The organism is Halomarina halobia, from assembly GCF_029338575.1.
Taxonomy (GTDB): domain Archaea; phylum Halobacteriota; class Halobacteria; order Halobacteriales; family Haloarculaceae; genus Halomarina; species Halomarina halobia.
Window position 1 is genome coordinate 1,732,784 of the sequence record NZ_CP119992.1, and the last position, 19,403, is coordinate 1,752,186.

Here is a 19,403-nt window from a genome sequence, read left to right on the forward strand (position 1 = left end):
CTCCTACGCCAGTCGGTCGAGCTCCGAGAGGAAGGCGGAGAGCGCCTCGCGGGTGACGTGGGGCATCACCACGATCCGCGCCTCGCCCGCCGCCGTCCGGGAGAGCCGCCAGCCGCGCTCGCGCAGCGCCTCGAACGTCCGGTCGGGCAGGTCGACGGCCACGAGCGGGAGGGTCGACGGGACGACCTCGTGGCCGCGGTCGGCGAGTTCCGCGGCCAGCCACTCGGCGTCGGCCGCGGCGCGCTCGAACTCGCGGGCGTAGCCGTCCGGCCACAGCGCCTCCATCGCGGCGACGGCGCTGGCGACGCCCGCCCCCGACCGCGTCCCCGTCAGCGTCACCTGCGCGGTGGATTCGAGGTACGGCGTGTCGATCGCGAGGGCGTCGAGCAGGGAGTCTTCGCGGGCGAGCAGGCCGCCCGCCGGGACCGCCGCCCGACCCAGCTTGTGCGGATCGATCGTCATCGTGTCCACGGGCGCGTCCGCGAAGTCTCAGTCGTAGTCGGTGAAGGGGAGCGCGAACCCGCCCCACGCGGCGTCGACGTGACAGAGCGCGCCGCGATCGTGCGCGAGGTCGGCGACAGCGGGGACCGGGTCGACGCGCCCGTACTCGGTGCTGCCCGCGACGCCGACGACGCAGACGGTGTCCGAGTCGATCAGTTCGGCCATCGCGTCCACGTCCGCGCGGTAGTCGGAGAGGGGCGCGCGCCGGAGTTCGACGCCGAGGACGTCGGCCGCCTTCGTGAAGGAGAAGTGGGCGCTCTCCGGTGCGACGACGTTCGGCGCGTCGGTCCGGCCGCGGGCACGGTTGCGGGCGACGCGGACCGCCTGGACGTTCGCCTCGGTCCCGCCGGAGGTGACGTATCCCGCCGGATCGGGTAGCGAGGCGACCTCACCGAGCAGCTCGACCGCCTCGCGTTCGAGCCCCGCGACCGTCCGGTAGGTGCCGGGGTCGCCGGGGTTGGTCGCGAGAAATCGCTCGGCCGCGGCGCGGGCCGCCGGGTGCGGCCGGGTGCACATCGACGAGAGAACGCGAGCGAAGTCCTGCGGTTCGGCCCGCTGCATGGGCCTCGTACCGCGTTGTGCGGTTTAGCCGTTGCGTTACGCGCTCATCTCCGCGACCCACTCGGGCCGTTCGACGGTCACGTCCCCGATCCGCACGAGGTCGAAGACGAGGCGGAACGAGGTGTCGCGGCCGTCGACGGCGTAGGTCCCGGACGCCTCGAAGCGGTGGATCCGTCCCTCGCCGTCGACCACGAGCGTCGAGCGGTAGCCGGAGGGGTCGGTCGCGTTCGCCGGGAAGACCGCCGTCGCGTTGGTCGTCCCCTCCGCGCGGAGGGTCACGAGCGTCCGGTCGTCGGTCCGGTTCACCGACGCGACCGCGTAGTCGGCGGCCGCGATGCGGGGGCCGAGGAGGTCGACGAACGCCAGGGAGGCGACCGCGTGGGGCCTGCCGGTCCGGTAGTATGTCTGCCCGCCGACGTCGCCCCGGAGGTAGTGGGTGGACCCGTTCGCCCAGGCGTCGAACCGGGAGCCCGCCTCGCGGTTGACCGTGTGGTACTCGTAGGGCGTTCCGCCCGCCGCGACGACCGTTCGCTGCGAGCGCGAGACGTTGAGCACCTGCCGCTCGCCGCCGAAGGTGACGGGACGGGTTCCGTTCGCCGTGACGAGCGTCTCGAAGCCCGTCTCGTTCAGCGCGGCCGCGTGAGCGGCGAGGAGGGCGGTTTCGTTGTCGAGGCGGCCGTCGACGACGCCCGGCGGGGACTCCTCGGACGAGAGGGCCGACGAGTCCATCGCCGACCCGTCGAACGACTGACATCCGGCGGTCACGAGCAGCAGCGCGACCGCGAGGACGAGCGGTATACGACTTCGTCGCATACGTTCTCCTCGGGGTCAGTCATCAAAAAAGACGTGTCCGCCGCCGCCCACAAAGCTTATGCCCCACCGACGGTCGGGGGGTCGCACCCCGCTATCGGACCGAATCGAGCAGGAGCTTCTGTTCGACGCGCTTGACCTCGTGCTGGACGTCGCGGACGGCGTCGATGTTCGCCGAGATGGAGCTGATCCCGCAGTTGACGAGGTAGCGGACCATCTTCGGCTTGGAGCCGGCCTGCCCGCAGATGCTGGTGTTGACGTCGTGCTCGCGGCAGGTGGCGATGGTGTCGCCGATGAGCTTGAGGACGGCGGGGTGGAGTTCGTCGAAGCGCCCGGCGACGTGCTCGTTGTTGCGGTCGACCGCGAGGGTGTACTGCGTGAGGTCGTTCGTCCCGAACGAGGCGAAGTCGATGCCGGCGTCGGCCATCTCACCGATGCAGAGCGCGCTGGCGGGCGTCTCGACCATGATCCCCCACGAGCGCTTGTCGGGATCGATGCCGACCTCCTCCATGAGCCTGCGGGCGCGCAGCACGTCCTCCACGTCGTTGACGAGGGGGAGCATGATCTCGACGTTGTCGTAGCCCATGTCGTAGAGGCGGCGGAACGCCTCGAGTTCGTGCTTGAACACCTCGGGCGTGTCGAGGCTGCGGCGAATGCCGCGGTAGCCGAGCATCGGGTTGTGCTCCTTCGGCTCGTCCTCGCCGCCCTGCAGCTGTCGGAACTCGTCCGTCGGCGCGTCGAGGGTGCGCACGCGCACCGGTCGCGGGTAGAACTCGTCGGCGACGGTGCGGACGCCCTCGACGATCTCCTCGACGTAGGCGTCCTCGCCGTGGTCGCGGATGTAGCACTCGGGGGTCTTGTTCGTCGAGAGGATCATGTGCTCGAGGCGGAGCAGACCGACGCCGTCCGCGCCCGTGACGGCCGCACGGTGTGCCGCCTCCGGGATGGAGACGTTCACCTTGACCTCCGTCGCGGTCATCGGCTTGACGGGGTTCTTCGGGCGGACGTCCTCGAGCGGGTCGGTCTCCTCCTCCTTCGAGGCGGCGGTCCCCTCGCGGATGGTCCCCTTGTCCCCGTCGAGGGTGACGACCTGCCCGTCCTGCAGGTCGCGGGTCGCGCTCCCCGTCCCGACGACGGCGGGGACGCCGAGTTCGCGAGAGACGATGGCCGCGTGGCTCGTCATGCCCCCCTCGTCGGTGATGATACCCGCCGCGCGCTTCATCGCGGGCACCATGTCGGGCGTCGTCATCGCCGTCACGATGATGTCGCCCTCGCCGACCTTGTCGAGCTGGTCGAGCTTGTCGACGATGCGCACCGCGCCGCTCGCGATCCCCGGACTCGCGCCGAGTCCCTTGAGGATGACCTCGTCGTTACCCGACCGCTCCTGCTGGGCGCTCGTGCCGCTCCCGTCGGTGACGCTCGCCGCGGCGTCCGACCCCGAGGATCGCTTGATCGTGGTGATGGGTCGCGACTGGAGCATGTAGACCTCCCCCCGGTAGACGGCCCACTCGACGTCCTGCGGGCGACCGTAGTGCTCCTCGACCTGTCGTCCGAGTTCGACCAGGCGCGCGATCTCGTCGTCGGTGAGCACGCGCGCGGTGCGCCTGTCGTCCGACACCTCGACCTCGACCGTCTCGCCCGTGTCGGGGTCCTTCGTGTGCATCACCTTCTTGTCGGCGATGGTCACCTCGGTCGTCTCTGCGGTATCGCGGTCGACGACGTAGTTGTCGGGCGACACGGAGCCGCTGACGACCGCCTCGCCGAGCCCCCAGGCCGCCTCGATGATGATCTCCGGTTCGCCGGTCGAGGGGTGGCTCGTGAACATCACGCCGCTCTTCTCGGCGTCGACCATCTGCTGGACGACGACCGCGATGTCGACCTTGTGGTGCTCGAAGCCCTGCTCCTCGCGGTAGTAGATCGCGCGCTGGGTGAACAGCGACGCCCAGCAGCGCTTCACGCGATCGACGAGGTCCTCGCCGGTGACGTTGAGGAACGTCTCCTGCTGACCCGCGAACGACGCGTCGGGCAGGTCCTCCGCGGTCGCGGAGGAGCGGACGGCGACGAACGCCTCGCCCCCCTCGGCGTCCTCCCCGGAGTCCGAAGCGCCGATGCGCGCGTAGGCGTCGAGGATCTCCTCCTTCAGTTCGTCGGGGATCGGCGTCTCCAGAATGAGCTCCTCGGCGCGGGCGGCGGCGGCCGCGAGCGCGCTCGAGTCGTCGGAGTCGACGTCGACCGCCTCGAACAGGTCGTCGTCGATTCCGGTCTCCTCGATGAACGAGCGATACGTACCCGCCGTCACGACGAACCCCGGAGGGACGGGCAGGCCTGCCCCCGTGAGTTCGCCGAGCGACGCACCCTTCCCGCCGACGGCGTCGATGTCGTCGGACCCGACGTCGTCCAGCCAGAGTACAGCCATTTGCGTATCGGGATGAACACGGAACTCGATTAAGAACCTTCCGACCCACCGCGTCCCGCTCGTACGCGAACCGTCCGGCGATCGTCGACAGCGTCGCTCTCGCGTCGGTCTTTCCGGGCGACGCACCGGTAAGAACCCCCTCGCTTAGCGCTCGGTGGAGCCACCGCTCCGACGGGAGACGAGCGTAAGGTGCTCCTTACACCGATAGACCTGTCTTACTTCGACACAGTCCGGACCGGCCGACACTCACAGCGCCGTGGAACCGATCCCGCCACGTCGCTCATCACGGCCGCTGAGGACGGGGGAGTCACGGGACGGACGGGTTCGGAGACGGGTCGCGCGCGCCGAGGACGACGTCGCGCCGCTGACCGACCGGCGGGGGCACACCCCCGAGGCGGCGTTACGCCGAGTACGTCCGTGGGGACCGGGTGCGCGACGCCGTCGCCGGGGATCTCACCCCGGCTCAGGCCTCGATCACGTCGTCCTCCTCCGCGTCGGGGATCGAGAGCGTCCCGTCGAAGACCGTCACGGCGCGGCCGCCGACCCGGATCTCGTCGCGGGCGCGCACCAGCGCCCGACCGGGGCGCTTCACGAAGTGACCCTGCTCGAACGCCATCTCCGCCGGCAGGTCGTCGAAGGCGTCGTACTCCCGCAGGTACGCCCCCACCGCCCCGCTCGCGGTGCCCGTCACGGGGTCCTCGGGGACGCCCGCGAGCGGGGCGAACATCCGCCCGTGGAGCGCGGCGTCGGGGTCGAGCGTCTCGAAGGTGAACGCGTAGACGCCCGTCGCGTCGACCGCCTCGCAGAGCGCCTCGACGGCCGCCACGTCGGGCTCCGCGTTCCCGAGATCGTCGAGGCGCGCGACGGGGACGACGAGGAACGCGAGGCCGGTCGAACTCCACGCGAGCGGGAGGTCGTCGGCCACCTCCTCGAGCGCGCGCTCCTCGACGCCGAGGGCGTCGGCGACCTCGGCGTGGCGGACGTCGACCTCGCGGAGTTCCGGCGGACCCTGCGTCATCCACACCGCGCCGTCCGCCTCCACGTCGATCTCGAGGACGCCGACGTTCGTGGCGAGCGCGTGCGTCCCGGCGTCGATCGCCCCCTCCTCGTGCAGGAGGGCGTGGCCGGCGACGGTGGCGTGCCCGCAGAGGTCGACCTCCGTCTCCGGGGTGAAGTAGCGGACCCGACGGTCGGCTTCCTCGCTCTCGGTGAAGAAGGCAGTCTCGCTGGCGTGGAGTTCGCGGGCGACCGCCTGCATCTGGTCCGCGGTCAGCCCGCCGCCGTCGGGGACGACCCCGGCGGCGTTGCCGGACAGCGGTTCCTCGGTGAAGGCGTCCACGAGCAGGGTGCGGCGCGTCTCCATGGTCGGGGCGACTCCCCGCTGCGTGATAAGGGTTGGCGAGGGGTGACAGAGGTTGGCGAAGGTCGCCGGTCCGTGACACCCCCGGGGCGGGGTGCGACCCGGTAGGTTCGGGGGACGAACCCGGGGGCGGCAGAGCGCCGGACCGCCCATTCGTGAGCAGTCGCCCCGCTGCCGGTCGCAGCGGGCCCGGAGCGGGACCGTCGGACCGTCTATTCGCAGAAGTCGTCGATGGCGTCCAGCGAGACGGTGAGCGTCCCCAGCACCTCCCCGAGGGCGTCGGCGTTGTCCGAGAGCGCCACCTCCCCCGTGTCCCGGTCGTGGCGTATGACGTCGTACCTGCTCAGCTTGGGGAGGTGATTGTGGTACAACGAGATGTGCACGTCCTGAACGCGTCCCGTGTCCGCGTGCGCTATCGGTCTTCCCGTTTCTTCCTCCACCACCGTGCGGACGAGCGCTTGCCGTGTCGTTACGCCACTGCCGTCTAGTATCGTGTCGACAACGACCCGGCGGCGCGCGTCGGAGACCAACGCGAGCGCCGTATCCGGAGTCATCGTCGGTTCCCACGCCGACATGTTTCCACCTGTGTGCGGACGATCCGGGGAGACTCCCAAGGGTGCCCTGGTTGCGTCTGCCACGCATTCATTACGCGGAGGATATTCCAGTCGCTTCAAAGTCACGTCCGAGCGCGGCCCGGGGAAGACGGAGTCGTTCGGACCAGCGGGTCGTCCCGACGACGTGGGACGGCGACGAACGGCGCGGCGCTCGCATCTTCCGACGGAGCGCCGCGTTCGGAACCAGTACGACTTAACCGGCGAAACGCCGTCGGTGTACTGTGGTGAACACAGGCAATGGCTGACCTCCCGGACGAGTTCAACTGCACGATCACCAACTGGGACTACATCTACGACCTCTGCCGGGACGTGGCCGACCAGGTGAAGGCGGCGGAGTTCGAACCCGACGTGGTGGTCGCGCTGGCCCGCGGCGGCTGGTTCGCGGGGCGCTGTCTCTGCGACTTCCTCGGCCTCGACGACCTGACGAGTCTGAAGATGGAACACTACGTCGGCACCGCCCAGAAGACCGGCGAGCCGGAGATCCGCTACCCGATGCCGGAGGGGAGCGTCGAGGGCAAGGACGTGCTCATCATCGACGACATCGCCGACACGGGCGGGTCGATACGGCACGCCCACGAGTACGTGAGCGACCGCGACCCCGGCGAGGTCCGGACGGCCACGCTCCAGCTGCTCGGGACCAGCGAGTTCGACCCCGACTACGTCGGCGAGCGCCTCGAGGAGTGGACGTGGGTCGTCTACCCGTGGAACTTCATCGAGGACATGATCGACCTCACGAGCGGCGTCATGGAGAAGGCGGGCGCGGCGTCGTACACCGTCGAGGAGCTCCGTCACTACCTCAACGAGTACCACGACATCCAGCGCATCGAGATGGAGATCGCCCAGCCGGGGCGGATGGGCGAGGTGCTCGACGAGATGGAGCGCCGGGACGTCGCAGAGCGCGTCGGCGAGGGCTGGCGGCTCGCGAAGTGAGAGGATGCTCGACGCGCTGGTGCAGTGCATCTCGCGGGAGTTTAGTGCCCCTCGCCCCTCGCCCGACGCATGACGGTCGGATTCATCGGCGGAAGCGGCATCTACGAGGCGCTCGACCTGACGAACGTCCGCGAGGAGGAGATCGAGACGCCCTACGGCGAACCCAGCGCGCCGGTCACGATCGGAGAGCTCGACGGGGTGGAGGTGGCGTTCCTCCCCCGACACGGCCGCCACCACCAGTACGACCCGACGGACGTGCCCTACCGGGCGAACGTCTACGCGCTCAAGGCGGTGGGCGTGGAGCGGGTCCTCGCGAGCAACGCCGTCGGGAGCCTCCGGGAGGACCTCCCGCCGGGGACGCTGGTCGTCCCGGACCAGCTCTTCGACCGGACGCGCCACCGCCCCTACACCTTCTTCGACGGCGAGATCGTCGTCCACATGGGCTTCGCGGACCCCTACTGCCCGCACCTGGTCGAGCACCTCGCCGCCTGCGGGCGCGAGACGAGCGACGACGGGATCGTCGAGGGCGGCACCTACGTCTGCATCGAGGGGCCGCAGTACTCCACCCGGGCGGAGAGCGAGTTCTTCCGCGATCAGGGGTGGGACGTGATCGGCATGACCGCCGTCCCCGAGGCGAAGCTCGCCCGCGAGGCGGAGTTGTGCTACGCCACGGTGACGGGCGTCACGGACTACGACGTCTGGAGGCGCGACGGCGAGGTCACTCTGGAGGAGGTGCTCGAGAACGCCGCCGCGAACGAGGCCGCCATCAAGGAGATCGTCGGGCGGGCGATCGAGACGCTGCCCGGGGAGCGCGAGTGTGACTGCGGGCGCGCCCTGGAGGGGACGATCAACACCCCCCGAGCGCACGTCCCCGAGGAGACGAAGGAGCGGGTGCGGCTGCTCGCCGGCGAGTACCTCTGAGGGGGAGACGGGGAGCGCAGCCGAGTTTCCGACCCGGTCACCGGCTCGGATCGCGCACGTACTGCAGCGCCGCGACCAGCCGCTCGCGGTCGACGCGACCCTCGGTCTCGGCCAGGCGCTCGCGGAACCAGGCTGGCGTCATGGTTACCATGCCATTGGCTATCAATCGTCATAGGACTTTCGACGGTTGCGGGCGTAAGGGTGATCCTACGCCGTCCGGCGGGCGTTCTGAACGCGAGCCGCTCAGTCGTTCGTGTACTCCTTGCGGTAGCCCCGGAACTCGGTTCGGTGGGCCTCCTCGTCGGCGAGGATCGTGACCGCGAGGTCCTCGGTGACGAGGTCGTCCGCCTCGCGGGCGGCCGACGCGAGCGACCGGTAGGTCTCGATGGCGTCCTCCTCGGCGTCGAGGACGCCCTCGATCACGCCGATCACGTTCGTCGTGTCCTCGGGCGGCTGAAGGGTCCCCTGGCGGGCCTCGAAGGCCTCCGACCCCGGCGGGCGCTCGTCGAGCTGCTTGAGCCGCTCGCCGATCATCCGCGCGTGCCCGAGCTCCTCCTGGATGTCCTCCTGCAGCGAGTCCTTGATCTCCTCGGCGCGGACGCCGTCGAGCACGATCGAGTTGGTCAGGTAGTTCATCACGGTCTCCAGTTCGTCCCCGTACGCTCGCTTGAGGATGTCGGTCACCTGGCTGTCGCTCATGTTCCGGGTCACGGGCCCGCGGACAATAGTGTTCATGCCGGCGAACGCAGACGCCCACGCGAAGGTGACAGTACGACGCGCGGACGACCGCAGGGGAGCGGCGCGACGGCGTCACGGCGCCGCGCTCTCGTCGATCGCCTCAGTCGGCGAGCGCCTCCTCGGTCGCCTCGACGCCCGCCGGGTCCTGGATCCAGAGGTCGCCGAACAGCTCGTCCTGCTGGAGGCGCACCTGCCCCCGGTGGGCGAGAAAGAGCAGCCCGAGGAACGTCTCGACGCGCGAGCCGCCGGTCCCGTCGACCTCCGCGAACAGCACCTCCGCGCGCCCGGCGTCGTACTGCTCTCGCAGGGCGCGGTAGACGCGCCGGATCGTCGCCTCGATGTCCTCCGCGTGGGCCGTCCCGGTGACGTCCGCCGCCGTCGGCTCGTCGTCCACGCGGAAGTCGTCCCCGGCGCGGTAGTCGAGCGTCTGGGTCCCCCGGCGGAACCCCCGCGGGGAGTCGCTCGTGTCGTAGGTCCGGGACTCCTTCCACCGCGAACCGCGCTCGGCCTCGCGGAGCTCCCGGACGAGTTCGTCGAGCGTCCGGGGGGTCCCGCGGGCGCGCTTTCGCTCCAGACGGCGGTCGATCTCGCGGTCGAGCGCGTCGAACGGGTCGGGACCGGTCCACTCCTCGCCGTCCGCGGGCGGGTCGTCCCAGGCGTCCCACGGCTCGTCTTCGACCTCGGGCTCGTCCGGTTCGAGCAGCGCGTCGCTCTTCATCCGCAGGAGGACGCTCGCGTAGAACAGCGCCCGACCGCCGGTCCGCAGGTCGGCCTCGTCGAGCGCCGCGAGGAACTTGTCCGTCACGGCGACGATGTCGATGTCCCACGGCTCGATCTCGCCCCTGTCGGCCAACTGGACGAGCAGCTCGACCGGCTCGACCTCGTCCCCGTCCGGGGCGAGGTCGTCCGCGTCGACTGCCTCCGCGTCGGCGTCGCCGGAAGGGAGGTCGGCGGGCGCGGGCGGCCCGCCCGCCCCGTTCGCGAGGGGCGACGGGGCGTCCGACGTCCCGGCCCCGTCGCGCCCCTCGCCCTCGTCGCGTCCCTCGTCCGACGCCCGGTCGGTCCAGTCGAGCGCGATCCCCTCGCCGCCGTCGGTCCCGATTCCGGGCTCGGGGCGCTCGCTGTCGGACCCGTCCGCGCGGTCAGTCATCGGCGGTCACCCCCGCGGCCGCGAGGTCGATACCCGTCACGGCGCTCACGTTGTCGTCCTGCATCGTCACGCCGATGGCCCGCTCCGAGCGCTCGAGGAGCGCGGAGCGGTGGGAGACGACGATGAACTGGGCGGTGTCGGCCAGTTCGTCGACCAGTTCGCCCACCGCCTCGGCGTTGGCGGCGTCGAGGAAGGCGTCCACCTCGTCGAGCGCGTAGAACGGCGCGGGGTTGTGCCGCTGGATGGCGAAGATGAAGGCGAGCGCCGTCAGCGACTTCTCCCCGCCGGACATGGCCGCGAGGCGCTGGACGGGCTTGTCCCCCGGCTGGGCCTTCATCGTCAGCCCGCCGTCGAAGGGATCCTCCTCGTCCTCCAGGTGGAGCGTCCCCGTCCCGCCCGAGAGGCGCTCGAAGATGTCCGTGAAGTGCTCGTCGATGGCTCCGTAGGCCTCCATGAACGTCTCGCGCTTTCTCGCCTCGTAGCCCTCGATGCGCTCGACGATGCCGTCGCGCTCCTCGATCAGGGTGGCGCGCTTCTCCTCCAGGTCGGCGAGATCGTCGGCCACTCGGTCGTACTCGTCGATGGCGAGCATGTTGACGGGTTCGAGCCCTTCCATCTCGCCCTCCAGGCGCTCGATCTCCGACTCGACCGTGTCGTGGTCGGGGACGTCCTCGGGGTCGTACTCGCCGACCTGCGCGGCGAGCTCGTCCACCTCCCACTCCAGGCGCTGGACGGTCTCGCGGCGGCTCTCGAGGCGGCTCTCGACGGTCGCGGCCGCCTCCTTCGCCTCGTCGCGCGCCTCGCGCGCCTCCCGGAGGTCCGCCTTGAGCGACTCGCGCTCCTCCTTCAGGTCCGCGAGTTCGTCCTCCAGGTCGGCGACCTGCTCGCGCTTCTCCTCGAGCGTGGCCTCCTCCGTCTCGATCTCCGCCTCCAGGTCGGCGACGCGCGTCTCCGCCTCGGCCTTGCGGTTCTGCGCGTCCTCGATGGTCTCGTGGAGCTCCTCGATGGCGTCCTCGGCGTACTGCCTCTCGAGGCCGAGTTCGTTCAGCTCGCCGTCGAGGTCGTCCATCTCGTCCTCGAGGTCGGCGATCTCGGCGCGGATCTCCTCCGCGCGCTCGGTGAGTTCCGCGACCGCCGAGTTCCTGAGCTCCTCCTCCAGGTCCGCGATGCGCTCCTCCACCCCGGCGACCGCCTCGGTCGCCTCGGCGATCTCGTCCTCGAGCGCCTCCATGCGCTCGGCGACCGCGTCGCGCTCCTCGTCGATCTCCTCGAGCCGCGCCTCCTTCGCCGCGATCGTCTCGTGCACGTCCTCGATACGCCCCTCGGTCCGCTCGATCTCCGTCCGGACCTCGCGCACCTTGTCGGCGGCGTCCGCCTGCCGGTCGCGGGCGTCGTCGAGGCGGCTCTCCACGTCCCGTAGCTCCTCGCGGGCCTCGCGGCGCTCGTCCTCGAGACGGGCGATCCGCTCGGCGACCCGTTCGAGTTGGCCCTTCCCCGAGGAGAAGGAGTAGCGCGATCCCGAGCGGGAACCACCGGTCATCGCGCCGCTCTTCTCGACGAGTTCCCCCTCCAGGGTCACCATCCGGAACTGCCCCATCAGGTCGCGGGCGGTCGCCATGTCCTCGACGACGAGCGTGTCGCCGACGACGTAGGAGAAGACCCCGGCGTACTGGGGATCGAAGTCGATCAGGTCGTAGGCGAACCCCACGACGCCGTCGCGGCTCGGCTCGCTCGGCAGCGAGCGCTGGCGCATCTTGTTGATCGGGAGGAACGTCGCCCGACCCGCGTTGCGCGACTTCAGGTACTCGATGCAGCGCTGGCCGACCCCGTCGTCGTCGACGACGACGTTCGCCAGGCGACCCCCGGCGGCGGTCTCGCAGGCCGTCGCGTACCGGCCGGAGACGCTCCCGAGCTGGCCGACGGTGCCGTGGACGCCGTCGAGGCCGCCGTTGAGGACGGTCGTGACGGCGCGACCGTAGGAGCTGTCGCCGGACTCGCCCGCCTTGGCCTCGAGTTCCGCGTACTCCTGCTGGGCGGCGCTGACCTCGTCCTCCAGCTCGTCGATGTCGTCCTGGCGCTCGTACTTCTCGGCGCGCAGGTCGTCGACGACCGACTCGATCGTCTCCCTGTTCTTCTCGGCCTTCTCCAGTTCGGCCTCCAGGTCGGCGAGGTCGGCCTCCAGGTCGGGGATCGACGCCGAAAGCGACTCGATCTCCTCGCGCAGTTCGCGCTGGTCGTTCGAGCGCCGCCGCGCCTCGTCGAGCAGGCGGTCCTGCTCGCGCTGGAGTTCGTTCCTCTCGGCCTTCGCCGCCTCCAGCTCGTCGCGCGCCTCCTGGAGGTCCGTCTTCAGCTGCTCGTACTCGGAGTCCACCGCCTCGATCTCGGCTTCGACCTCGGCGAGTTCCTCCTCCCGCTCCATCGTCTCTGCCTTCAGCGAGGACTTGGCGACCTTCGCGTTGCGGATGCGGGCGTCGAGGTCGTCGACCTGCTCTTGCTTCCCGTCGAGCTTGACGAACGCCTGTCGCCGCCTCGATTCGGCCTCCTCGATGCGCTCCTCGGCGCTCTCGACTGCGTCCTCCAGGCGGGCGATCTCGCCCTTCACCTCCTCGATCTCGCGCTTGACGCGCAGCTGCTCGTCCTCGCCGGTGCGCTCGATCTCCGCGTTCAGGTCCTCCAGGTCCTCCTCGAGGCGGACCACCGTTCCCTGGCGCTCGTCCAGGGTGCGCCGGCGCTCCTCGAGCTTCGTCTCGTCGCGCTCCACCTTCCGCTCGGTACGCTCGAGGCGGGCGCGCTTGTCCTCCAGTTCCGCCGCCTTGAGGTAGCCCTCGTACTCCTCGCGCTCCTCCTTGAGCGACTGGTACTCGAGGGCCGTCTCGCGCTCGTCCTCGAGCTGCGCGAGGCGCTCCTCCTTCTCCTCGATCCGGAGGTCGGCCTCGTCGACGCGCTCCTCGACCACCTCGAGTTCGTCCATCGCGTCGGCCTTCCGGGCGTCGAACTCCGCCACGCCCGCGATCTCGTCCACGATCTCGCGGCGCGCGTGCGGCGTCATGTTGATGATCTCGGTCACGTCGCCCTGCATCACGACGTTGTACCCCTCCGGGGCCACCCCCGCCTGCGCGAGGAGGTCCTGGATGTCCGAGAGGTTGACCGACCGGCCGTTCAGGTAGTAGTACGAGTAGTAGTTGTCCTCGGTCTGCTTGACCCGCCGCCGGATGGAGATCTCGTCGACGTCGCCGACGTTCTCCGTCCCGGCGGCGTTGACGACCTGCGACCGCGAGAGCGTACCGTCGGCGTTGTCGAGGCGCACCTCGACGCTCGCTTCGCGCTCGCCGGCGAACTCCGCGCCGTCGTCGTCGGGGTTGTAGATGAGGTCCGTGAGCTTCTCCGCGCGGATCCCGCTCGTGCGGGCCAGCCCGAGCGCGAACAGGACGCTGTCGATGATGTTCGACTTGCCGGAACCGTTCGGCCCGCTGATGGTCGTGAAATCCTCGTAGAAGGGGATCCTGGTCGTGCGGCCGAAGCTCTTGAAATCGTCGAGGACGAGCTCTTTGATGTGCATGGGGCGCTCGTTGGCGACCCCCCTACGCGACGATTATCTCGTCGCTGCCGGAGGAACCGCTCTGTTCTCCCTCCTGGTCCCGCTCGGATTTGTCCCCTTCGGATTCCGACGCCGGTGGATCCGGTCTGTTCGCCCGCCCGGACCGTCCCGCGACGGCGTCCGGGGGGTCGACCTCCGCTTCGAGCGCCTGGATCCGCTCCTTGCACTCGACGAGTTCGTCGGTCAGCCCCGTCACCGACGCCTCGAGCTGTCGAACGCGGGACTCGAGTTCCTCGACGCGATTTCCGCTGGCCATGTCCCACATGCACCGGCGTGGACGTATAAACATGCGTCAGACAATAACAGATTCATTGACATTTCTCGGTACCGCGCCGGGAAAGCGGTTACCGCGTCGCTACCCTACGGAACCCATGGTCCAGCGAACCCGCGACCTCCCCGGCACCTCCCGGTACGTCGAGACGAACGGCGTCACCCTCCACGTTCGGACGATCGGCCCCGAGGACGGCATTCCGGTCGTCCTGCTCCACGGCTTCCCCGAGTTCTGGTACGGCTGGCGGCGGCAACTGCCGGCGCTCGCCGACGCGGGCTACCGCCTCCTCGTCCCCGACCAGCGCGGCTACGACCTGAGCGACAGGCCCGGCCGGGTAGGAGCCTATCGCATCGACGCCCTCGCTCGCGACGTCGTCGGCCTCCTCGACGCCGAGGGGTACGACGCGGCCCGGATGGTGGGTCACGACTGGGGTGCGATGGTCGCATGGTGGCTCGCGCTCGGTCACCCCGCGCGCGTCGAGCGCCTCGGGATCCTCAACGCCCCTCACCCCGGCGCGTTCGGCGACACCCTCCGGGGGAACCCGCGGCAGGCCCTTCGGAGCTGGTACGCCGGGGTCTTCCGGCTTCCCCGCCTCCCCGAGGCGGTGCTCCGGGCGCGGAACTACGAACTGCTGGCCCGCGCGCTCGTCGGTAGCTCCCGACCGGGGACCTTCTCGGAGGTGGACCTCGCGCGCTACCGCACGGCGTGGGGTCGCCCCGGGGCGTTGACGGGGATGCTGAACTGGTACCGCGCGAACGGACTGCGGAGTGGATCGTTCGACCGCCGCGAGCGGGTGACGGTGCCGACGCTCGTGCTCTGGGGCGCGCGTGACGCCGCGCTCGTCCGGGAGAACGCGGAGCGGAGCGTCGGGTACTGTGAGGACGGTGCGTTAGTGGTGTTCGAGGACGCCACCCACTGGGTCCAACACGAGAAGGCCGACGAGGTGAACGAGCGACTGGTGGACTTCCTGGGATGAACGCGGATGCTGTCGACGGCATCTCGAAAGCCCTCACTTACGTAATGAACTGCAAATAGAACACCTCGAAAGCCCTCGGCTCGGGTGCAGAGGACGGTACCACCTCGAAAGCCCTCGCGCTGTAGACTCCCGGAAGACGGTCCTGCTCGCCTCACGGTGCTCGGTTGCGCGGGCTGCGACTTCCGACGTCACGCTCGCATCGCTCGCGTGACTCGCGCGCCTCGCTGCGCGCTTCGCTCGGTCGCTCCGCTCTCTCGCTCCAGTGCTTGTGTCGGCGTGCATCGTCTACAGCGCTCGCCCTTTCAGTCCACCAGGGTCCCTACCCGTCTCCGTCGGGCGCGCAGGGAGCGCGCCCAGCCGTGTGGCCGGGAGGGCGGCTCGTCGCTCGACCCGGGGAAGGGCAGGCCTACGGTGCGGTTTTCTCGTGTTCCCGTGAGCGAGCCGTCAGGCGAGCGAACAGGGGCTTGGGAGACGAGCCACGCGAATCTCCTGGTGGACTGAAAGGGCGAGTACTCTCGGGGAAGTCCGACACCGCAAGCACTGGAGCCGAACGCAGTGAGGCGAAGCGCGCAGCGTGTGGCGCACGACCCGAGAGCACGAGGGCTTTCGAGGTGCTCTCTTCCTACTCTGATTTGAGGGCTTTCGAGGTGGTACTGCCCTCTACATCCAAGCACGAGGGCTTTCGAGACACCGTCACCGTCGGCCGCTGACCCCCAAACCCACCCCCACCCGAGTCCCGATAGCCTTTAGCGCGCGGACCCGGTGAATCGGGGTAATGACCGCACAGGCGACCCGGGCGCGCGAGCACGCCGTCGTCATCGGGCTGGAGGTGCACGTCCAGCTGGAGACGGCCACGAAGCTCTTCTGTGGCTGCTCGACCGACACGGCCGACGACGCGCCCAACACCCACACCTGCCCCGTCTGCCTCGGCCTGCCGGGATCGCTGCCCGTCGTCAACGAGGCCGCGGTGGAGGCCGCCGTCAAGGTCGGCAAGGCCATCGAGGCCGACATCCCCGAGGAGACGCGCTTTCACCGGAAGAACTACTACTACCCCGACCTCCCGAAGAACTTCCAGATCACGCAGTACGACGACCCGATCTGCCAGGACGGCTCCCTGGAGATCCGCGTCGAGGGCGAGCGCCGCGTCATCGAGATCGAGCGCGCCCACCTGGAGGAGGACCCCGGATCGCTCAGACACGAGGGCGGAGCCATCGACCGCGCGGAGTACACGCTCGTCGACTACAACCGCGCCGGGATGCCCCTGATGGAGATCGTCACCCGGCCGGACTTCCGCTCGCCGACGGAGGTGCGCGCCTTCCTCGCCAAACTGGAGGAGGTGCTCGAGTACCTGGGCGTGTTCGACGCCGAGCGCGACGGCAGCCTGCGCGTCGACGCGAACATCTCGCTCGTGCCGGGCGAGGAGGTGGCCGAGGACGGCTCCATCGACGCGTCGGCGCTCGCCGCGGCCAACCGGACCGAGGTGAAGAACATCAGCAGCCACAAGGGCGCTGAGAGGGCGCTGGCCTACGAGGTGACCCGCCAGCGCAACGCCGTCGCGCGCGGACGGGAGGTCGAGCAGGAGACGCGCCACTGGGACGAGTCCCGCGGCGTCACCGTCTCGATGCGCTCGAAGGAGGCCGAGAGGGACTACCGCTACTTCGAGGAGGCGGACCTCCCGCCGCTGCGCGTCTCCGGCTGGAAGGAGGAGATCCCCATCCCCGAACTCCCCGAGGCCCGCCGCGAGCGCTTCCGCCGCGAGTACGACCTGAGCGGGGAGGTCGCCTCGAAGCTCACCTCCACCAAGCAGGTGGCGGACTTCTACGAGGACCTGACCGACGAGTTCGACCCGGCGTTCGCGGCGGCGTGGACCGCGGACCGCCTGCTCGGCGAACTCAACTACCGCGACATGCCCCTCGACGCCATCCCCCGCGGGGAGTTCGCCCGCCTGCTCGAACTCGTCGAGCGGGAGGAGATCACCGCGAAGAACGCAGAGGAGGTCGTCCTCCGCGAGATGCTCGACGAGGGCGACGCCCCCGACGAGATCGTCGAGCGGGAGGGGCTGGGCAAGACCGGCGACGACGAGGTCGCGGACGCCGTCGCGCGGGCGATCGAGGACAACCCCGAGGCCGTCGATGACTACCGTTCGGGTGAGGAGGGCGCGCTCAACTACCTCGTCGGGCAGGTCATGGCCGCGACCGGCGGCAGCGCCGACCCCGGCACCGTCAACCGACTCCTGCGCGAGGAACTGGACTGACGCACCGGTCGTCGCGCGGCCCGAGCCCGCAGGGTTCTCGTCCGCCGTGGATAAACCAACCGACCGGTGAAATTACTTGAAATTCGGATATTCACAGCACGAAGTGAAAGAAACTTACCGCAAATATTTGTACCCAGGGGGATAAGTGTGGTGTAATGTCAGGGCTGTTGCCAACTAGCACCGATGCCAGCTCTGAGCAGAAGGGGGAACTCCGCACGCTGTGGCTCGACAGCGACCACGCGGGGGAGTTGCTCTCTTCGCTCTCGTCGGAGACGGCTCGCGCCGTCCTGACGACGCTTCACGACCGGCCCGCGACCGCCTCCGAGGTCGCGGACCGCGTTGACACGTCCCTCCAGAACGCGCGCCACCACCTGACGAACCTGCAGGACGCGGGGCTCGTCCGCGTGGCGGACATCCGCTACTCGCAGAAGGGCCGGGAGATGAACGTCTACGCGCCGACCGAGGAACCGCTCGTCGTGTTCGTCGGCCGCGAGGAGCGCAAGACATCGTTCCTCGACTCGCTGCGCAGCCTCGTGGCCGCCGTCGGCCTCCTCGGGATCGTCAGCCTGTTCGTCCAGTGGCTCCTCACGCCGGAGACGATGGCCACCGCCGCCGACTCGCTCCCGCGGATGGCGGACGGACTCGGGAACGGCGGGGCCGCCGCGTCGCTCTCCGCCCCGCCGGGCGTCCTCTTCTTCGCCGGCGGACTGCTCGTCCTGGCCCTCCTGGTCGCCTGGCGTCGCTGGCACCGCGTGAACTACCCGACCGTCTGACCGCCGATGGAGCCGCGCGACCTCCTCGCGGTGATGGTCGCGTGTAGCCTGCTCGCCGTCTCCCTCGCGCCGATGCCCGGCGCGAACGTCGAGGCTGGGACCGCGGACGACGCGGCGTTCGTCGATCGGCTGAAACACCACCTCTACGAACCGGACGAACCCGACGGGCCGACCGTCGACGGGGAGGTGCGGGTCGTCGTCGAACTGAAACAGCGGGCGCGCCTCCCGACGGCCGAGGGGTTCGAGATCGACCGCGTCTACACCAGCGAGGGGACGCGCCACGTCGAGGGGTCGGTACCGCTCCCGGCCGTCCGGGCGCTGGCCAACCACCCCGGCGTCGAGTCGGTGCGCTTCGCCGAGACCGAGTTCACCACCGACGGTCGCGTCTCCCCGGGCGTGCGTACCGTGGGCGCGGATCGCCTCCACGAGGCGGGCGTCGTCGGCGAGAACGTCACCGTCGGCGTCATCGACAGCGACTTCCGCGTGAGCCACCCCGCCATCGCGTCGAGCGCCGGCGCGTACCGCGCCTTCGGCGACGGCGGCGACTGGCGGCACGGGACGGCGGTGGCGAGCGCGGTCGCGGACACCGCGCCGGGGGCGACCCTCCACTTGGCCGCCATCGGCGAGTCCACGACGGCAGAGGAGTACCGCGACGCCGTCGAGTGGCTCGAGGCGTCGGACGTGGACGTCATCGTCGACGCCGGGAGCTACTACACGCAACCGGGGGACGGCAGCGGTGCGATCTCGCGCATCGCCGCCGAGGCCGCCAACGACACCGTCTTCGTCACCTCGGCGGGGAACCACGCCCGGCGCTACTGGACCGGTACGCACGGCCCCGACGACCCCACGTGGGTGCCGTTCGACGACGGCGCGGACGGCAACTACCTCGACGGCGGTGCCGTCATCAGCGGCCGGGTGAAACTCACCCTCCGGTGGGACGGCTGGCCGGAGACGGACGCCGACTACGACCTCTACCTCATCCGCGAGCGCCCCGGTCAGGACGTTCCCGTCGCGAGGGCCACCGGTCACGACGGCCGGCCGTACGAGCACCTGAGCGCCACCGTCCCGGAGGGGCGCTACTACGTCTCGATCAAGGCCGAGCGCGTCGGGGAGCCCGCGACGCTCGAACTGTTCGCGAACCGCGAACTCCACCACCGTTCGGCCGGCGGGGGGAGCGCACCCGCGATGGCCCCCGGCGTCGTCGCGGTCGGCGCGAGCGCGGACGGCACCGTCCGCCCGTACAGCGCCCGGACGGGCGTCGACCTCGTCGCGCCGGACGCGATCGCCGCGGAGGGCATCGAGGTCGACGGCGGCACCTCCTTCGCCGCGCCGTACGTCGCCGGCGTGGCGGCGCTCGTGATCGGAGAGAACCCCGCCGCCACGCCGGCCGAGGTGCGAGCGCTCCTGACCGAGAGCGCGGTCGACGTCGGTCCCGAGGGGGTGGACGACGCCTCCGGGGCCGGGCGCGTGAACGCCACGGGGGCGCTCGCCGCGGCGGGATAGGAGGGGATCGCCCGGTCGGTGCCGTCG

Annotated in this window: 14 protein-coding genes and 1 pseudogene; 6 read left to right on the plus strand and 9 right to left on the minus strand. The window is 70.2% G+C overall.

The window, feature by feature from the left end:
* Positions 1–3: 3 nt before the first annotated feature.
* The 5 genes and pseudogenes from mfnA to P1K31_RS09165 all read right to left on the minus strand — a co-directional run bounded on the left by mfnA (position 4) and on the right by P1K31_RS09165 (position 6,223).
* Positions 4–1,062 (minus strand): annotated as a pseudogene (gene mfnA / locus P1K31_RS09145) (tyrosine decarboxylase MfnA).
* Positions 1,063–1,098: 36 nt separating this feature from the next.
* Positions 1,099–1,875: a DUF7537 family lipoprotein gene (locus tag P1K31_RS09150; RefSeq protein ID WP_276303025.1), complete on the minus strand. Its 777-nt coding sequence runs from the start codon at positions 1,873–1,875 to the stop codon at positions 1,099–1,101.
* Positions 1,876–1,966: 91 nt separating this feature from the next.
* Entirely contained in the window at positions 1,967–4,288 is a 2,322-nt protein-coding gene (ppsA, locus tag P1K31_RS09155) for a phosphoenolpyruvate synthase (protein WP_276303026.1), read from the minus strand.
* A 463-nt stretch (positions 4,289–4,751) separates the two neighbouring features.
* Complete coding sequence (locus P1K31_RS09160; RefSeq protein ID WP_276303027.1) at positions 4,752–5,651, minus strand: PhzF family phenazine biosynthesis protein; 900 nt, start codon at positions 5,649–5,651, stop codon at positions 4,752–4,754.
* Between the two features lie 209 nt (positions 5,652–5,860).
* Positions 5,861–6,223: a DUF7344 domain-containing protein gene (locus P1K31_RS09165; protein WP_276303028.1), complete on the minus strand. Its 363-nt coding sequence runs from the start codon at positions 6,221–6,223 to the stop codon at positions 5,861–5,863.
* Positions 6,224–6,499: 276 nt separating this feature from the next.
* On the opposite strand from P1K31_RS09165, the gene P1K31_RS09170 reads away from it, so the two are divergent.
* Both P1K31_RS09170 and P1K31_RS09175 read left to right on the plus strand, forming a co-directional pair.
* Positions 6,500–7,192 (plus strand): phosphoribosyltransferase, encoded by a 693-nt coding sequence (locus P1K31_RS09170; protein ID WP_276303029.1) that lies wholly within the window; start codon positions 6,500–6,502, stop codon positions 7,190–7,192.
* A 69-nt stretch (positions 7,193–7,261) separates the two neighbouring features.
* Positions 7,262–8,113 (plus strand): S-methyl-5'-thioadenosine phosphorylase, encoded by an 852-nt coding sequence (locus P1K31_RS09175; RefSeq protein ID WP_276303030.1) that lies wholly within the window; start codon positions 7,262–7,264, stop codon positions 8,111–8,113.
* 243 nt (positions 8,114–8,356) lie between these two features.
* On the opposite strand, the gene P1K31_RS09180 is transcribed toward P1K31_RS09175, so the two are convergent.
* The 4 genes from P1K31_RS09180 to P1K31_RS09195 form a co-directional block, all read right to left on the minus strand.
* Positions 8,357–8,812, minus strand: a complete 456-nt coding sequence (locus P1K31_RS09180; protein ID WP_276303031.1) for a ferritin-like domain-containing protein — start codon at positions 8,810–8,812, stop codon at positions 8,357–8,359.
* Positions 8,813–8,951: 139 nt separating this feature from the next.
* Complete coding sequence (locus P1K31_RS09185; protein ID WP_276303032.1) at positions 8,952–10,001, minus strand: segregation and condensation protein A; 1,050 nt, start codon at positions 9,999–10,001, stop codon at positions 8,952–8,954.
* Positions 9,994–13,560 carry a chromosome segregation protein SMC gene (gene smc, locus P1K31_RS09190; protein ID WP_276303033.1) on the minus strand — a complete coding sequence of 1,189 codons (3,567 nt, stop codon included), beginning with the start codon at positions 13,558–13,560 and terminating at the stop codon, positions 9,994–9,996. The genes P1K31_RS09185 and smc overlap by 8 nt, the downstream gene beginning before the upstream one ends.
* A 22-nt stretch (positions 13,561–13,582) precedes the next feature.
* Positions 13,583–13,855, minus strand: a complete 273-nt coding sequence (locus P1K31_RS09195) for a DUF7518 family protein (RefSeq protein ID WP_276303034.1) — start codon at positions 13,853–13,855, stop codon at positions 13,583–13,585.
* 115 nt (positions 13,856–13,970) lie between these two features.
* On the opposite strand from P1K31_RS09195, the gene P1K31_RS09200 reads away from it, so the two are divergent.
* The 4 genes from P1K31_RS09200 to P1K31_RS09215 all read left to right on the plus strand — a co-directional run bounded on the left by P1K31_RS09200 (position 13,971) and on the right by P1K31_RS09215 (position 19,376).
* The gene (locus tag P1K31_RS09200; RefSeq protein ID WP_276303035.1) at positions 13,971–14,846 is read left to right on the plus strand and encodes an alpha/beta fold hydrolase; all 876 of its coding nucleotides are present in this window, start codon (positions 13,971–13,973) and stop codon (positions 14,844–14,846) included.
* Between the two features lie 775 nt (positions 14,847–15,621).
* Positions 15,622–17,100, plus strand: a complete 1,479-nt coding sequence (gene gatB / locus P1K31_RS09205; protein ID WP_276303036.1) for an Asp-tRNA(Asn)/Glu-tRNA(Gln) amidotransferase subunit GatB — start codon at positions 15,622–15,624, stop codon at positions 17,098–17,100.
* Between the two features lie 155 nt (positions 17,101–17,255).
* Positions 17,256–17,873: an ArsR/SmtB family transcription factor gene (locus P1K31_RS09210; RefSeq protein WP_276303037.1), complete on the plus strand. Its 618-nt coding sequence runs from the start codon at positions 17,256–17,258 to the stop codon at positions 17,871–17,873.
* Positions 17,874–17,879: 6 nt separating this feature from the next.
* Positions 17,880–19,376 carry a S8 family serine peptidase gene (locus P1K31_RS09215; RefSeq protein ID WP_276303038.1) on the plus strand — a complete coding sequence of 499 codons (1,497 nt, stop codon included), beginning with the start codon at positions 17,880–17,882 and terminating at the stop codon, positions 19,374–19,376.
* Positions 19,377–19,403 lie beyond the last annotated feature (27 nt).

Excerpts from the sequence above, each read along its gene's own strand:
- P1K31_RS09150 (WP_276303025.1), bottom strand. The coding sequence starts at position 1,875 with ATGCGACGAAGTCGTATACCGCTCGTCCTCGCGGTCGCGCTGCTGCTC.
- ppsA (WP_276303026.1), bottom strand. The coding sequence starts at position 4,288 with ATGGCTGTACTCTGGCTGGACGACGTCGGGTCCGACGACATCGACGCC.
- P1K31_RS09160 (WP_276303027.1), bottom strand. The coding sequence starts at position 5,651 with ATGGAGACGCGCCGCACCCTGCTCGTGGACGCCTTCACCGAGGAACCG.
- P1K31_RS09165 (WP_276303028.1), bottom strand. The coding sequence starts at position 6,223 with ATGTCGGCGTGGGAACCGACGATGACTCCGGATACGGCGCTCGCGTTG.
- P1K31_RS09170 (WP_276303029.1), top strand. The coding sequence starts at position 6,500 with ATGGCTGACCTCCCGGACGAGTTCAACTGCACGATCACCAACTGGGAC.
- P1K31_RS09175 (WP_276303030.1), top strand. The coding sequence starts at position 7,262 with ATGACGGTCGGATTCATCGGCGGAAGCGGCATCTACGAGGCGCTCGAC.
- P1K31_RS09180 (WP_276303031.1), bottom strand. The coding sequence starts at position 8,812 with ATGAGCGACAGCCAGGTGACCGACATCCTCAAGCGAGCGTACGGGGAC.
- P1K31_RS09185 (WP_276303032.1), bottom strand. The coding sequence starts at position 10,001 with ATGACTGACCGCGCGGACGGGTCCGACAGCGAGCGCCCCGAGCCCGGA.
- smc (WP_276303033.1), bottom strand. The coding sequence starts at position 13,560 with ATGCACATCAAAGAGCTCGTCCTCGACGATTTCAAGAGCTTCGGCCGC.
- P1K31_RS09195 (WP_276303034.1), bottom strand. The coding sequence starts at position 13,855 with ATGGCCAGCGGAAATCGCGTCGAGGAACTCGAGTCCCGCGTTCGACAG.
- P1K31_RS09200 (WP_276303035.1), top strand. The coding sequence starts at position 13,971 with ATGGTCCAGCGAACCCGCGACCTCCCCGGCACCTCCCGGTACGTCGAG.
- gatB (WP_276303036.1), top strand. The coding sequence starts at position 15,622 with ATGACCGCACAGGCGACCCGGGCGCGCGAGCACGCCGTCGTCATCGGG.
- P1K31_RS09210 (WP_276303037.1), top strand. The coding sequence starts at position 17,256 with ATGTCAGGGCTGTTGCCAACTAGCACCGATGCCAGCTCTGAGCAGAAG.
- P1K31_RS09215 (WP_276303038.1), top strand. The coding sequence starts at position 17,880 with ATGGAGCCGCGCGACCTCCTCGCGGTGATGGTCGCGTGTAGCCTGCTC.